General features: G+C 68.4%; 10 protein-coding genes. 8 read left to right on the forward strand and 2 right to left on the reverse strand.

Annotated elements, in window-relative coordinates:
* The first annotated feature begins 13 nt into the window (after positions 1 to 13).
* The 5 genes from GGR71_RS07660 to secF all read left to right on the forward strand — a co-directional run bounded on the left by GGR71_RS07660 (position 14) and on the right by secF (position 6779).
* Positions 14 to 1843, forward strand: a complete 1830-nt coding sequence (locus GGR71_RS07660; RefSeq protein WP_160961460.1) for an ABC transporter ATP-binding protein — start codon at positions 14 to 16, stop codon at positions 1841 to 1843.
* Between the two features lie 236 nt (positions 1844 to 2079).
* Positions 2080 to 3225: a tRNA guanosine(34) transglycosylase Tgt gene (gene tgt / locus GGR71_RS07665; protein WP_160961458.1), complete on the forward strand. Its 1146-nt coding sequence runs from the start codon at positions 2080 to 2082 to the stop codon at positions 3223 to 3225.
* A 276-nt stretch (positions 3226 to 3501) separates the two neighbouring features.
* Entirely contained in the window at positions 3502 to 3846 is a 345-nt protein-coding gene (yajC, locus tag GGR71_RS07670; RefSeq protein ID WP_010343515.1) for a preprotein translocase subunit YajC, read from the forward strand.
* Between the two features lie 56 nt (positions 3847 to 3902).
* Entirely contained in the window at positions 3903 to 5747 is a 1845-nt protein-coding gene (gene secD / locus GGR71_RS07675; protein ID WP_048490735.1) for a protein translocase subunit SecD, read from the forward strand.
* Positions 5748 to 5813: 66 nt separating this feature from the next.
* Complete coding sequence (gene secF / locus GGR71_RS07680; RefSeq protein WP_010343517.1) at positions 5814 to 6779, forward strand: protein translocase subunit SecF; 966 nt, start codon at positions 5814 to 5816, stop codon at positions 6777 to 6779.
* A 324-nt stretch (positions 6780 to 7103) separates the two neighbouring features.
* On the opposite strand, the gene GGR71_RS07685 is transcribed toward secF, so the two are convergent.
* The gene (locus GGR71_RS07685; protein WP_160961455.1) at positions 7104 to 9251 is read right to left on the reverse strand and encodes a methyl-accepting chemotaxis protein; all 2148 of its coding nucleotides are present in this window, start codon (positions 9249 to 9251) and stop codon (positions 7104 to 7106) included.
* A gap of 481 nt (positions 9252 to 9732) precedes the next feature.
* Positions 9733 to 10560, reverse strand: a complete 828-nt coding sequence (locus tag GGR71_RS07690; RefSeq protein WP_048492516.1) for an inositol monophosphatase family protein — start codon at positions 10558 to 10560, stop codon at positions 9733 to 9735.
* A gap of 118 nt (positions 10561 to 10678) precedes the next feature.
* Here GGR71_RS07690 and GGR71_RS07695 point away from each other — a divergent pair, with 118 nt between their 5' ends.
* The 3 genes from GGR71_RS07695 (at position 10679) to GGR71_RS07705 (ending at position 14647) form a co-directional block, all read left to right on the forward strand.
* A complete protein-coding gene (locus GGR71_RS07695; protein WP_160961450.1) occupies positions 10679 to 11437 on the forward strand; it encodes an RNA methyltransferase in 759 nt (252 codons plus the stop codon).
* Between the two features lie 151 nt (positions 11438 to 11588).
* A complete protein-coding gene (locus tag GGR71_RS07700; protein WP_202405097.1) occupies positions 11589 to 12506 on the forward strand; it encodes a phosphate/phosphite/phosphonate ABC transporter substrate-binding protein in 918 nt (305 codons plus the stop codon).
* On the forward strand, positions 12503 to 14647 hold the full coding sequence (locus GGR71_RS07705) for a putative bifunctional diguanylate cyclase/phosphodiesterase (RefSeq protein WP_160961448.1): 2145 nt from the start codon (positions 12503 to 12505) through the stop codon (positions 14645 to 14647). The genes GGR71_RS07700 and GGR71_RS07705 overlap by 4 nt, the downstream gene beginning before the upstream one ends.
* Positions 14648 to 14664 lie beyond the last annotated feature (17 nt).

Raw genomic sequence — 14664 nt, forward strand, 5'->3', positions numbered from 1 at the left:
GCATGGCGTGGCGATGTTCCGCTGGTTCGAGTCCCTGATCGAGGTCTTCCCGAAGATCGAGACGCAGATGCCGCCGCGCGGGGTGGTGCGCTTCTATCTGCACTACCTGCGCCCGTTGTGGCCGCTGCTGCTGGCCACGGTGGTGGCGGGGTTGCTGCTGGCGCTGGTGGAAGTGGCGATGTTCGATTTCCTCGGGCGCATCGTCGACATGGTCGCCGAGCAGCCGGGGCCGGACTTCTTCCAGCGCCACGCCGGCGAACTGCTGTGGATGGCGCTGATCGTGCTGGTGGCACGGCCGTTCTTCGTCGGCCTGCACAACCTGCTGGTGAACCAGGCGATCGTGCCCGGCCTGAGCAACCGCGCGCGCTGGCTGATGCACAACTACGTGGTGCGGCAGAGCCTGGGCTTCTTCCAGAACGACTTCGCCGGGCGCATCGCCAACCGGGTGATGCAGACCGGCACCTCGCTGCGCGAGTCGGCGGTGCAGATGGTCGATGCGCTGTGGTACATCCTGGTCTACACGACCAGTGCGCTGTGGCTGTTCGCCCAGGCCGACCCGTGGCTGATGGTGCCGCTGATCGCGTGGCTGCTGGTCTACGTGGGGTTGATGGTCTACTTCGTGCCGCGGATGAAGCAGCGCGCCTGGATCGCCTCGGACGCGCGCTCCAAGGCGATGGGTCGCATCGTCGACGGCTACACCAACATTGCCACGCTCAAGCTGTTCTCGCACGCCGGTCGTGAGCAGGGCTACGTGCGCGAGGCGATCGACGAACTGGCGGTCAAGCATCGCCGGCAGACCCGCATGACCACGGCGATGGATACCGCCATCGCCATCGCCAACGGCTTCCTGATCGTCGGGACCTGCGGCCTGGCGCTGTGGCTGTGGAACCGCGGCCAGATCAGCGTGGGCGCGATCACCGTGGCCACCGGCCTGGTGATCCGCATCCACAACATGTCCGGCTGGATCATGTGGACGGTCAACGGCCTGTTTGAGGACATCGGTGCGGTGCAGGACGGCATGGAGACCATCGCGCAGCCGGCGCAGGTGCAGGATCGCGCCGATGCGGTACCGCTACAGGTGCAGCGCGGCGAGGTGCGCTTCGAGCACATCCATTTCCACTACGGCAAGCGCGGTGGGGTCATCGCCGGGCTCGACCTGCAGGTGCGTGCGGGCGAGAAGATCGGCCTGGTCGGGCCGTCCGGCGCCGGCAAGTCGACCCTGGTCAACGTGCTGCTGCGGCTGTACGACCTGGAGCAGGGCCGCATCCTGATCGACGGGCAGGATATCGCTGGCGTCACCCAGGAGAGCCTGCGCCAGCAGATCGGCCTGGTCACCCAGGACACCTCGCTGCTGCATCGCTCGATCCGCGACAACCTGCTGTACGGCCGCCCCGACGCCAGCGAGGCGCAGCTGCGTGCGGCGGTGGCCAAGGCGCGCGCCGACGAGTTCATCGAGCAACTGCTGGACGGCGAGGGCCAGCGCGGCTACGACGCGCAGGTCGGCGAGCGCGGGGTCAAGCTGTCCGGCGGCCAGCGCCAGCGCATCGCCATCGCCCGCGTGCTGCTCAAGGACGCGCCGATCCTGATCCTGGACGAGGCCACCTCGGCGCTGGATTCGGAAGTGGAAGCGGCGATCCAGGACAGCCTGGACGAGCTGATGGCCGGCAAGACGGTGATCGCGATCGCCCACCGGCTCTCCACCATCGCGCGGATGGACCGGCTGGTGGTGATGGACCGCGGCGCCATCGTCGAGACCGGCACCCACGCCGAACTTGTGGCCCGCGGCGGCCTGTATGCGCGGCTGTGGGCGCGCCAGACCGGCGGCTTCGTCGCGGCGGACTGAAGCGGCTCGCCATCCAGGATGGCTGGCGACGGCGCGACATCCGTGTCGCGCCGTCAGGGCAGGGAGGCGCCGGCTACGCGCCATGGCATGATCCTGGCGGGTCATGCGCTGTGCGTGTCCGACGCGCATGGCACCAGCCGGCCGTGGTGCTTCCGCTGGGCGGCGCACCGCCAGGCGGTTCGGCGCCGGCGGCCCGGCAATGCGACAATGCGCGGCTTACCGAGATGCGCCAGACCATGTCCCGATTGCAGTTCGAGCTCCACACCACCGACGGCGCCGCGCGCCGCGGCCGCCTTGCCTTCCCGCGCGGAACGGTCGAGACTCCCGCGTTCATGCCGGTGGGCACCTACGGTTCGGTCAAGGGCGTGCTGCCCGAGCAGATCAAGGCGCTGGGCGCGCAGATCATCCTCGGCAACACCTTCCACCTGTACCTGCGCCCGGGCCTGGACGTGATCGGCGATCACGGCGGCCTGCACGGCTTCGCCCGCTGGGATGGGCCGATCCTCACCGATTCCGGCGGCTTCCAGGTGTTCTCGCTGGCGCACCGGCGCAAGATCAGCGAGCAGGGCGTCACCTTCGCCTCGCCGACCGACGGCGCCAAGGTGTTCCTGGGGCCGGAGGAGAGCATGAAGATCCAGCGGGTGCTCGATTCGGACATCGTGATGATCTTCGACGAGTGCACCCCATACCCGGCCACCGAGGACGTGGCGCGGCGCTCGATGGAACTGAGCCTGCGCTGGGCGCAGCGCTCGCGGGACGCGCACGATGTGCTGGGCAACGACGCGGCGCTGTTCGGCATCGTCCAGGGCGGCGTGCATGCGGACCTGCGCACCCGCTCGATCGAGGGCCTGCAGGCGATCGGTTTCGACGGCTATGCGATCGGCGGCCTGGCGGTGGGCGAGCCGGAGCACGAGCGCAACGCCATGCTCGAGCACCTGCATCCGCGCCTGCCGGGCGACCGCCCGCGCTACCTGATGGGCGTGGGCCGCCCGGAGGACCTGGTCGAAGGCGTGGCCCGCGGCGTGGACATGTTCGACTGCGTGATGCCGACCCGCAACGCGCGCAACGGCCACTATTTCACCTCCTTCGGCACGGTGCGCATCCGCAACGCCCGCTACGAGCGCGATCTGGACCCGATCGAGCCGGGCTGCGGCTGCCATGCCTGCAGCAGCGGCTACACCCGCGCCTACCTGCGCCACCTGGACCGCTGCAACGAGATGCTGGCGCCGATGCTGGGCACCCTGCACAACCTCTGGTACTACCAGAAGCTGATGGCCGACATGCGCGCGGCGATCGCGGCGGGAACCTTTGCCCAGTTCCGGCGGTCCTTCTATGCGGCGCGCGGGGTGGAAGCCACCCCACTCCCAACGGAGCAGGGATAAGCCCCTCTCCCCCGGGAGAGGGGTTGGGGTGAGGTCCGGGCGAAGCCTCGTGGCATTTCGACTGCGCGAGGCTTCGCCGTACCCTCATCCGCCGCTGCGCGGCACCTTCCCCCGAGAAAGGGGCCATGGTCCCGAAGGGAGAAGGAAAAGGGCGGTGCGGCCGTTCCGGGGGCCAGGGGAAGATCGTGGCATAATCGGCGGCTGCTTGCTGCCGCAAGGCAAACCAGCGGTCCGTGCCCCAGGGCGTCGGGCTGCCCAAACCATAGGACGTACCCGATGAATCCGCTCGATTTCCTGATTCCCGTCGCCCAGGCACAGACCGCCGGCGGCACCGCCCCGGCCGGTGGCGGCCTGCAGATGTTCCTGCTGCCCATCATCCTGATCGCAGTGATGTATTTCGTGATGATCCGGCCGCAGATGAAGCGCCAGAAGGAACACAAGTCGATGCTGGACAAGCTCGGCCGTGGCGACGAGGTCATCACCTCCGGCGGCGTGGCCGGCGTGGTCACCGACATCGGCGACAACTTCATCACCATCGAAGTGGCCGACAACGTGCGCATCCGCGTGCAGAAGGGCGCCGTCGGCAATGTCCTGCCGAAGGGCACGCTGAAGTCCGCCTGATCCATTTCTCCTACTGCTAGGCGCGACGCCGGCGTGGCGTCGTGCGGGGTCCCGCAATGCTCGAGTTTCCGCGCTGGAAGTATGTCCTCATCCTGATCGTGCTGGCGTTGAGCGCGTTGTACGCGCTGCCCAACGTGTACCAGAAGGATCCGTCGGTCCAGATCACCGCCAGCCGCGGCGGCAAGATCGACGACGTCCTGCGCGAGCGGGTCCTCGCCGACCTGAAGACTGCCGGGATCACCCCGAAGCGGGTCGACAAGGAAGGCGACAGCCTGATGGTGCGCCTGCCGAACCTGCAGGCGCAGACCCGTGCCAACGACGTGCTGCGCCAGCAGGTGGGCGAGAACTACACGGTGGCGCTGAACCTGGCCTCGACGGTGCCGGACTGGCTGTCGCGGCTGGGCGGCAAGCCGATGGTGCTGGGTCTTGACCTGGTCGGCGGCGTGCACTTCGCCCTGCAGGTGGACCAGAAGGCGGCGCTGGAAAAGCGCCTGGACGCCTTCGCCGAGGACATCCGCACCACCTTGCGTGACGCCCGCCTGGCCTACCGCTCGGTCGATCGCCGTCCGGACAACAGCATCCAGGTCAGCCTGGGCGAGGGCGTCGACGCCGCCGCCGCGCGCGCCGCCATCGCCAAGGCGCAGCCGACCCTGAGCTACGCGGTGTCCGGACAGACCATCACGGTCACCGTGCCGGAGGCGGAGCTCAAGCAGATCGCCGCCGGCGCCATCGAGCAGAACCTGACCACGCTGCGCAACCGCGTCAACCAGTTGGGCGTGGCCGAACCCATCATCCAGCGCCAGGGCGACGACCGCATCGTGGTCGAGTTGCCGGGCGTGCAGGACACCGCCGAAGCCAAGCGCATGATCGGCGCCACCGCCACGCTGGAGTTCCGCGGCGTGGTCGACGGCAATGCCGAGGATGCGGTGCGCAGCGGCAACATCCCGCCCGACGCCAAGGTCTACCGCCTGCGCGACAGCGGCGCCCCGGTGCTGCTGAGCAAGCGCGTGCTGGTGTCCGGCGACCAGATGGTCAACGCCACCGTCAGCACCGACCAGAACGGCATGCCGGCCGTGGCGGTGACGCTCAACAACGCCGCCGGCCAGCGCATGTTCGACTACACCAGCGCCAACACCGGCAAGCTGATGTCGGTGGTCTACATCGAGCGCATCCCCACCGTGACCATGGTCGACGGCAAGGAAGTGCGCAGCGTGCGCGTCAACGAGGAGGCGCTGGCGCCGACCCGGATCGCTGGCGTGTTCGGCAAGAATTTCCAGACCACCGGTCTGGAGAAGACCGAGGCCGAGAACCTGGCCAAGCTGCTGCGTGCCGGTTCGCTGGCCGCGCCGATGGACTTCGTCGAGGAATACGTGATCGGCCCGAGCCTGGGCGCGGAAAACGTGGAGCGTGGCGTCACCGCCGTGGTCTACGCCTTCCTGTTCACCCTGGTGTTCTTCAGCGTGTACTACCGCATGTTCGGCCTGATCACCTCGGTCGCGCTGCTGATGAACCTGCTGATCGTGGTCTCGGTGATGTCGCTGTTCGGCGCGACCATGACCTTGCCCGGCTTCGCCGGCCTGGCGCTGTCGGTGGGTCTGTCGGTGGACGCCAACGTGCTGATCAACGAGCGTATCCGCGAAGAGTTGCGCCTGGGCGTGCCGCCCAAGTCGGCGATCGCCGCCGGCTACGAGAAGGCCGGCGGCACCATCCTCGACGCCAACCTCACCGGCCTGATCGTCGGCGTGGCGCTGTATGCGTTCGGTACCGGCCCGCTGAAGGGCTTCGCGCTGACCATGATCATCGGCATCTTCGCCTCGATGTTCACCGCGATCACCGTGTCGCGCGCGCTGGCGGTGCTGATCTACGGCCGTCGCAAGAAGATCAAGTCCGTGGCGATTTGATGCGAGTCCCTCGCAAGAGCCCGCACATCCATGTGCGGGGTCCAAAAAATTGAAGAGCGTGTCTCCATGAAAATCTTCCCGCTTCACCTGATCCCCAACGACACCAAGATCGACTTCATGCGCTGGCGGCACCCGACCCTGGTGCTGATGCTGGTGCTGGCGCTGGCCTCGTTCGCGGTGATCTTCGCCAAGGGCTTCAACTACGCGCTGGAGTTCACCGGCGGCGCGCTGGTGCAGACCAGCTTCCAGAAGCCGGTCGACGTGGACCAGGTGCGCGAGCAACTGGCCAAGGCCGGCTTCGAGAACGCGCAGGTCCAGAACGTCGGCAGCGGCAACGAGGTGGTGATCCGCCTGCAGCCGCAGGGCGAGCACAACAACGAGGACATCACCAAGAACCTCGCCGAGCAGGTGCGCAAGGCGGTGAGCACGCCGCAGAACCCGGCCACGGTCAAGCCGGGCGAGTTCGTCGGCCCGCAGGTCGGCAAGGACTTGGCGCTGAACGGCGTCTACGCCACGGTGTTCATGCTGGTCGGCTTCCTGATCTACATCGCCTTCCGCTTCGAGTGGAAGTTCGCGGTGGTGGCCAGCCTGACCGCGCTGTTCGACCTGCTGGTGACGGTGGCCTACGTGTCGGTGACCGGCCGCGAGTTCGACCTGACCGTGCTGGCCGGCCTGCTGTCGGTGATGGGCTTTGCGATCAACGACATCATCGTGGTGTTCGACCGCGTGCGCGAGAACTTCCGCAGCCTGCGCGTGGAACCGATCGAGGTGCTGAACCGCTCGATCAACCAGACCCTGTCGCGTACGGTGATCACCGCGGTGATGTTCTTCCTGTCGGCGCTGGCGCTGTACCTGTACGGCGGCGAGTCGATGGAAGGCCTGGCGCTGACCCACATGATCGGTGCGGTGATCGTGGTGGTCTCCTCGGTGATCGTGGCGGTGCCGCTGCTGTCGATCGGGCCGTTCCAGGTCACCAAGCAGGACCTGCTGCCGAAGGCCAAGGATGTGGAGGCGCTGGCGCGTCGGCCCTGAGTGGGGCCGGGAGTGGGAATTCGGGAGTGGGGAATCGTAGAAGCGTGATGTCCTGGTCCTGAAACACTCCTCCTGCGAACGAAAAAGCCGCGCGGATGCGCGGCTTTTTCTTTGTGCGGATGAAGGGCAGGCTTCGGGCGGGCAGGGCGATCTGCTCTGCTGTAGGAGCGGCTTCAGCCGCGACGCCTTACCGGTAACGCGTCGAGGCTGAAGCCGCTCCTGCGGCAACGTCGGCCGGGTTGCCGTGCGTGCCCGCATGATGGGACGGGGCCGGCAATGACGGCCCATCCCTTCGTGGCGTGCGTGCCGCGCGGCGCGTCCGCGCTACGCCGCGTTGGCGGTGGCGCGGGCGACCAGGTGCGCCACCGTCGGGTAGGTCTCGCTGCGCACCTGGAACTGGCCGACGATCTCCACCAGGTCGCCGGCCTGCTGTTCCATCGAGCGTGCCGCGGCGGTGGCTTCCTCGACCAGGGCCGCGTTCTGCTGGGTGGTCTCGTCCATCTGGGTGACGGTGTGGTTGACCTGTTCGATGCCGGCCGACTGCTCCTGCGAGGCCGCAGCGATCTCGCCCATGATGTCGGTCACGCGCTGCACCGAGGCCACGATGTCCTGCATCGTGGTGCCGGCCTGGGCGACCAGCGCCGACCCCGCGCTCACGCGCTCGACCGAGTCGTCGATCAGCGCCTTGATTTCCTTGGCCGCGCTGGCCGAGCGCTGGGCGAGGGTGCGCACCTCGCTGGCGACCACCGCGAAGCCTCGGCCCTGTTCGCCGGCGCGCGCGGCTTCGACTGCGGCGTTCAAGGCCAGGATGTTGGTCTGGAAGGCGATGCCGTCGATGACGCCGATGATGTCGGCGATCTTCTTGGACGCCGCTTCGATGCCGTCCATGGTGGTGACCACCTGGCCGACCACCGTGCCGCCCTGCGAGGCCACCGAGGCGGCACCGGCGGCGAGCTGGTTGGCCTGGCGCGCATGTTCGGCGTTCTGCTTCACCGTAGCGGTCAGCTCCTCCATCGATGCGGCGGTCTCTTCTAGGCTGGCGGCCTGCTGCTCGGTGCGGCGCGACAGGTCGTCGTTGCCGCTGGCGATCTCGCCCGCAGCGGTGTCGATGCTCGCCGCAGCCTGCTGGATGCGGCCGACCATGTCGGTCAGCTGCGCGACAGTGGCATTGGCGTCGTCGCGCATCCGCGCGAACACGCCGTGGAAGTCGCCCTGCATGGTCTGGGTCAGGTCGCCGGCGGCGATTGCCCGCAGCAGCTGCGACAGTGCCGCCAGATTGGTCTCGGTGCCGGTCATCATCGTGTTGAGATTGGCGACCATGCCGCGGAAGGCGTGGTGGAAGCGCTGCTCCTCGCCGCGACGGGAGAAGTCGCCCTGCGCAGCGGCGCGCACCAGCAGGTCGATCTCGTGGTTGATCGCGCCGAGATTGCGTTTCACCTTGGCCATGGTCTCGGTCAGGATCGCCATCTCGCCCGGGAACTGTTCCAGGTCGCGGCTCAGGTCGCCTTCGGCGTACTCGCCCATCAGCGTGATCAGCCGCCGCTTGACCGAAATATGGCTGTGCACCAGCGCATTGGTATCGCGCACCATGCGCCCGTAGTCGCCCGGGAAGCGCGCTTCGTCCATGCGGAAGCTGATCTGGCCGGCGGCATGCTGCCGGGCCATCTCGGTCTGCGCCTGGATCACCGTGCGCAGCTCCTCCTGCATCTGCCGCATGTCGTTGAGCAGCGACGGCGCCTGCGTGCGCAGGCGCACGTCCTGCGACAGGTCGCCGCTGGCGATGCGGCGCACCACGTCGGCCGCGTAGGCCGGTTCGCCACCGAGCTGGCGCATCAGGCTGTTGCGGACCAGCAGGCCGAGCAGGATCGCGGCGACGATGCCGATCAGCATGCCGCCGAGGCTGGTCCATTCGCCCGACTGCGCGCGCGCCTTGCTCTCGGCCTTGCGCACCTGCAGCAGGGCGCGTTCGGCGTCCTCGTACTGGCCGATCGTGTCGCGCAATCCGTCCATCTGCTGCTTGCCGACGGTTCGGAATGCGTCCAATTGGGCGTCGTCGCTGTCGGCGGCGGTGGCGCGCATGTGCTCGACCGCCTTGCGCTTGGTCGCCATGAACTGCGCGTAGTCCTGCATCAGGGTTTGCAGGCGCGCCTGCTGCGCCGGATTGTCGGCGGTCAGCTGCTTGGATTCCTGCCACTGCGCGCGGAACTCGCGCTCGCCGAGGTCGAACGGCTCCAGATAGGACTTGTCGCGGGTCAGGGCGAAGCCGCGCGCGCCGCTCTCGATGTTGAGCAGGCTCACCAGCATGCGGTCGCCGAGGGTGATGACCTTGTAGGTATGGGCATCCAGCGCCGCGGCGCTGGTGAACTTGCGGAAGCCGATCAGGCTGGTGATGCCGACCAGCAATAACATGGCGATCACGCCGCAGAAGCCGATTGCCAGGCGTTTGGTGACGGTGAGATGATGGAAGGACACGCGAGATCTCCGAAAGATGCGAGAGAGCGGGCGCCACCGGCTCCATTGCCGCAGGGGCGGCAACGCAGGCGCGGATCAGCGGGGGAAGTTCGGGCAAAAACCCGCATCTGTATCGGCCGCGTTCGGTGGATCTTTAGGGCTGTGTTCTCCGGTCGCATCTGGCGCATCGCACAAGCCATGGCGCGTGCACGAAGCGCCTCGTGTCGCCGTTTTCTACGCAAGCCGCGATCAAGTACAGGTGAAGCGCGCGGCGTGCAATGCGTGAGCGTGGCGTGAGGCGCAGACGCTGTGTCGCTCAACGAGCGCAAGCGGAAATCCTGGAAGCCCATGTCCTCTCGCGATGCGAAAGCGATGCGTGCAAGACCTTCGCTGAAAGGCCTGATCGCGCGGTGCGCGAATGCCGGGCACAAAAAAGCCGCGCAAGTGCGCGGCTTTTTTTGTGCTGAAGTGTCGGCGCCGGCCAGTTGCCCGGCGCGGCCGCTCAGAACTTCGCGTCGAACTCCCCGGCGAAGCCGGTGTTGACGATCAGCTTCTGCAGCGCATCGCCGACCTTGAGGTTGCCGGCGACCACCTGGAACTGCTGCGGGCCGCGGTCGTCGATGCGGCCCAGGGTGCCGCCCTTGAAGTCGGTGACGCGGCCGCCGGCCTCGCGCACCAGCAGCACGCCGGCGGCGATGTCCCAGGCCTTCACCCCGGCCTCGAAGTAGGCGTCGCTGCGGCCGCAGGCGACATAGGCCAGGTCCAGCGCCGCCGAGCCGGTACGGCGGATGTCCTCAGCCTGCACCAGCAGCGCGTCCACGCACTTGAGCTGGGGGCTGGCGCGCTTGCGCTCGCGTGGCGCGAAGCCGGTGTGGACCATGGCGCCATTGAGTTCCTTGCGCTCGCTGACGCGGATGCGGCGGTCGTTGAGCACGGCGCCATTGCCGCGGCTGGCGGTGAACAGCTCGTTGCGGAGCGGATCGAAGATCACCGCGTCGACCGGCTCGCCGTTCTCGACCAGGGCGATCGACACGCAGTAGTGCGGGAAGCCGCGCAGGTAGTTGCTGGTGCCGTCGAGCGGGTCGATCACCCACATGTAGCGGCCGCCGCCCTGCACGCCGCTTTCCTCGCCCATCACGCCGTAATCGGGGTAGGCGCGGCGCAACTCCTTGACGATCACCTTCTCCGCATCGGCATCGACTTCGCTGGCGTAGTCCATGCGGTCCTTCTGCACCACGTTCAGTGCCTCGAGACGGTTGATGTGGCGCAACAGCACGTTGCCGGCGAGGCGGGCGGCCTTGACCATGACGGTGACGGCGGGTTTTTGCATGGCAAGCGCTCCCGAGAAGGCGGAGGTGGGTCTGGAGGAGGAAAAGAGCAGTCCGGCGCCAAGGCCGGCCGCACAGTTTACCATCTACGCCCCCGTTCGCTTCGCCTGCCGTGCCGCCATGACCGATTCCCTCCGTATCCGCTTCGTCCTGGTCGGGACCCAGCATCCCGGCAACATCGGCGCGGCGGCGCGCGCGATGAAGACCATGGGGCTGTCGCGGCTGGTGCTGGTGGCGCCGGAATGCGAACTGGAGACCGAGGCCTACCGGCGTTCGGCCGGGGCCGAGGACCTGCTGCAGCAGGCGCCGGTGCTGCCGGCGCTGGCCGACGCGGTGGCCGATTGCCGGCTGGTGCTGGGCTGCACCGCGCGCAGCCGCCGCGTGTCGCTGGAAGAACTGCTGCCGGCCGATGCCGCGCAGCGCCTGACCGCCGTGAGCGCCGAACCGGCGGAGGTGGCGCTGGTGTTCGGCCGCGAGCGCACCGGCCTGACCAACGAGGAGCTGCAGCTGTGCCACGCGGCCGTGCACATTCCCTCCGATCCGGCGTTCAGCTCGCTCAATCTGGCCGCGGCGGTGCAGGTGCTGGCCTACGAACTGCGCCTGGCGCAGTTGCGCGGTGCCGCCCCTGCGCCCGCGCCGGCAGCGGGCTTCCGCGAGGCCCCGGCCAGCCACGCGCAGGTGGAAGGGCTGTTCGGGCAGTTGGCCGAGACCCTGGACGAGATCGACTTCCACAAGGGGCGTGCGCCCGATTCGGCGATGCGCAAGCTGCGCCGGCTGTTCCTGCGCACAGAGCTGACCGAGCAGGAAGTGCGCCTGTTGCGCGGCGTGCTGTCCGATGCGCAGCGCATGGCGCGGCTCGCCGGACAGGCCGGAAACTAAAGCCGGACAAGGCGCGGAGGCGTCCATCGCGGCACGCGCGCGGAGGCGCGCGCCGAGGGCGGAGCGCGCGCGCGGCAGGCGTCATTCTGTGACGCTGTCACCGGCATGCGCTTTCGGCTAGGCTTTGCAAGGTCTACTTGGGGATCGTGGTTTGTCCAGTTCGCGTTGGCGGGTGGTCGTGGTGTGGCTGGCGCTGGCGATCTGCTGGCCCGCGTCCGTGCACGCGCGGCCCTCGGTCCTGGTGCTGGGGCGCATCAGCGACAATCCCAAGGCCCATTACGAGCAACTCAAGCCACTGCTGGACTACGTGGTGCCGCGCATGCGCGAGGTCGGCATCACGTCCGGGCAGATCCTGATGGCGCGCGACAGCCAGCAGATGAGCAGTTATCTGCGCCGTGGCCGGATCGACTGGGTCACCGAGACCGCCGCCACCGCGATGGCGCTGGAGCAGCGCGGCGGCGCCAAGCCGCTGCTGCTGACCGAGCGCAACGGCGTGCGCGAGTACCACACCGTGTTCTTCGTGCGCCGCGACGGGCCCGTGCACGACCTGGCGGATCTGCAGGGGCGTACCCTGGCCCTGCAGAGCACGCTGTCCACCAGCGCCTACATGGTGCCGATGATGACGCTGTTCGAGCACGGCCTGCACCCGGAGATCCTGCTCTCGAGCAAGGACCAGCCCTCGGCGGAAACGGTTGGCTACGTGTTCGCGCGCTCGGAACTCAACATCGCCGCCTTCGTGCACAAGCACCTGGTGGATGCCGGGGCGTTCAGCAATCTCGATTGGGACGACGAACGACGCATTCCGGCGGCGTTCCGCCGCGATTTCCGGGTGATCTACCGCAGCGAGCCGTATCCGCGTGCGATCGAGATGGTCCGCAGCGACCTGCCGACCGAGGTGGAGACGCGCTTGCGCGAGGTCCTGCTGCACGCCGCCGACGACCCGCAGGGACGCGCGGCGCTGCGCCAGTTCTTCGGGACCTCCGGGTTCTACCCGATCGATCCGGCGTCGCAGAAGCGCCTGGACACCCTGCGCGCCGGCGTGGCGCGGGTGAGGCTGGAAGTGGAATGAAGACCATGCGTTTCGGGTTGCAGGCCAGGTTCCTGCTGGCCATGGGCGTGGCTGCGCTGCTGGTGATGGCGATCCTGGCCCTGCTGCTGGAACGCCAGGCAGCGATGCAGCGCGAGGTGCGCACGCTCAGCGGCAATGCCATCCACAGCCTGTTCGACAGCAGCATGCGCACCCGTGGCGAATCGCTGGCACGGCAGCTGGCCGATTCGCTGGCCAACCCGGTGTACTACTCCGACCTGGATGCGATCGGCACGCAGGTGCGCGGGGCGCTGGGCTATGTCGCGGTGGCCTACGTGCTGGTCTACGACGCCGACGGGCGGCTGATCCACGACGGCAGCGAGGACCTGCTCGGCTACGGCCAGCGCATGCGCGGGCCGATGGCCGATGCCGCGATCCGCGCCCGCGGCCTGCTGGCGCAGGAGTCGCCGGAGTTCCTCGACGTGTCGATGCCGATCATGATCGGCGACCAGCGCGTGGGCGGGGTACGCGTGGGCATGTCCTGGACGCGGGCGCAGGAGTACGAGCGCAAGGCCGGGCAGAACCTCGACCAGCGTCTGGGCGCACTGGGCAAGCGCCATCTCGGCTGGCTGCTGCTGTTGCTGGCCGCCCTCGGCCTGACCGCGGCGATGGTGACGGTCTACGTGCAGCGCACGCTGGTGGCGCCCTTGCGCTGGATGGCCGCCACCGCACGCCAGATCGAGGCCGGCAACTATGCGGTGGAGCGTCGCGACAGCGGCCGCCACGACGAGGTCAGCGAATTGCTGCGCGCGTTCGGGCGCATGAGCGAGGCGATCGCCCGGCACGACCGCGACGTGCGCCACATGGCCTACACCGATGCGTTGACCGGGTTGACCAACCGGCTCGCGTTCCGCGAGGCGCTGGACCATCGCATGCTGTCGGCGCGCGCCTCGCAGCGCCGGCTGGCGCTGCTGTTCGCCGACATCGACGACTTCAAGCGGATCAACGACACCCTGGGCCACGAGGCCGGCGACGAAGCCCTGCTGCAGTTCGCGCGGCGCATCCAGCTGGCGGTGCAGCAGCTGGGCGGCGACGACGCGCTGCTGGCACGCTTCGGCGGCGACGAGTTCGTGATCCTGGTCGAGGATGCGCAGGCGGCCAAGGTCGCCACCGCGCTGGCGCAGCGGCTGGTGCAGGAGTTGCGCGAGCCGCTGCGGATCCAGGGGCGCGAGGTGTTCATGGGCACCTCGATCGGCATCACCGTCTACCCGGGCGATGCCGAGGATGCCTCGGCGCTGCTGAAGAACGGCGACATCGCCATGTACCAGGCCAAGCTGGCCGGCAAGAACTGCCACCGTTTCTACAGCCGCGCGATGGACTATGCGGTGGAGCGGCGCGTGCACATGGAGCACGAACTGCGTGGCGCCTGGGAGCGCGACGAACTGAAGCTGGCCTACCAGCCGATCTTCCGCACCCAGGACCGGCGCATGGTCGGCGTGGAAGTGCTGCTGCGCTGGCAGCATCCGGCGATGGGCACGATCTCGCCGACGGTGTTCATCGACGTGGCCGAGCAGAGCGGGTTGATCGAGAGCATCGGCCCCAAGGTGCTGCGCGCGGCCTGCAGCGAGGCCACCCAGTGGCGGCGCGCCGACGGCAGCCGCGACCTGTTCGTCTCGGTCAATGTCTCGCCGCGGCAGTTGCGCAGCGGCGATCTGCCGGAAGTGGTGGCCGAGTGCCTGCGCGAGTCCGGGCTGCCGGCGGCGCAACTGCACCTGGAGCTGACCGAGACCGCGGTGATCGGCGACGAACTGCAGGCGGCGAGCATGCTGGCGCGGCTGCACCGCACCGGGGTCAAGGTCTGGCTGGACGACTTCGGCACCGGCTTCTCCGGCCTGAGCCACCTGCGCCAGGTGCCGGTGGACGGGGTCAAGATCGACAAGAGTTTCGTCGCCGACCTGCAGCGCGACCCGGACGATCTGGCGCTGACCACCGCGATCATCGCCATGGCGCATTCGCTGGACATCACCGTGGTCGCCGAAGGCATCGAGCAGGAGACCCAGTTCGAACTGCTGCGCGAGCGTGGCTGCGAACTCGGGCAGGGCTTCTGGCTCAGCCGCCCGCTCAGCGCGGAAGAGTTCCGCCAGTTGCTGGCCAACGAGGACGCGCCGCCCGCCGGCGCCTGAGCGCGGGCGCGGCACCG

This window comes from Xanthomonas sp. F1 (assembly GCF_014199855.1).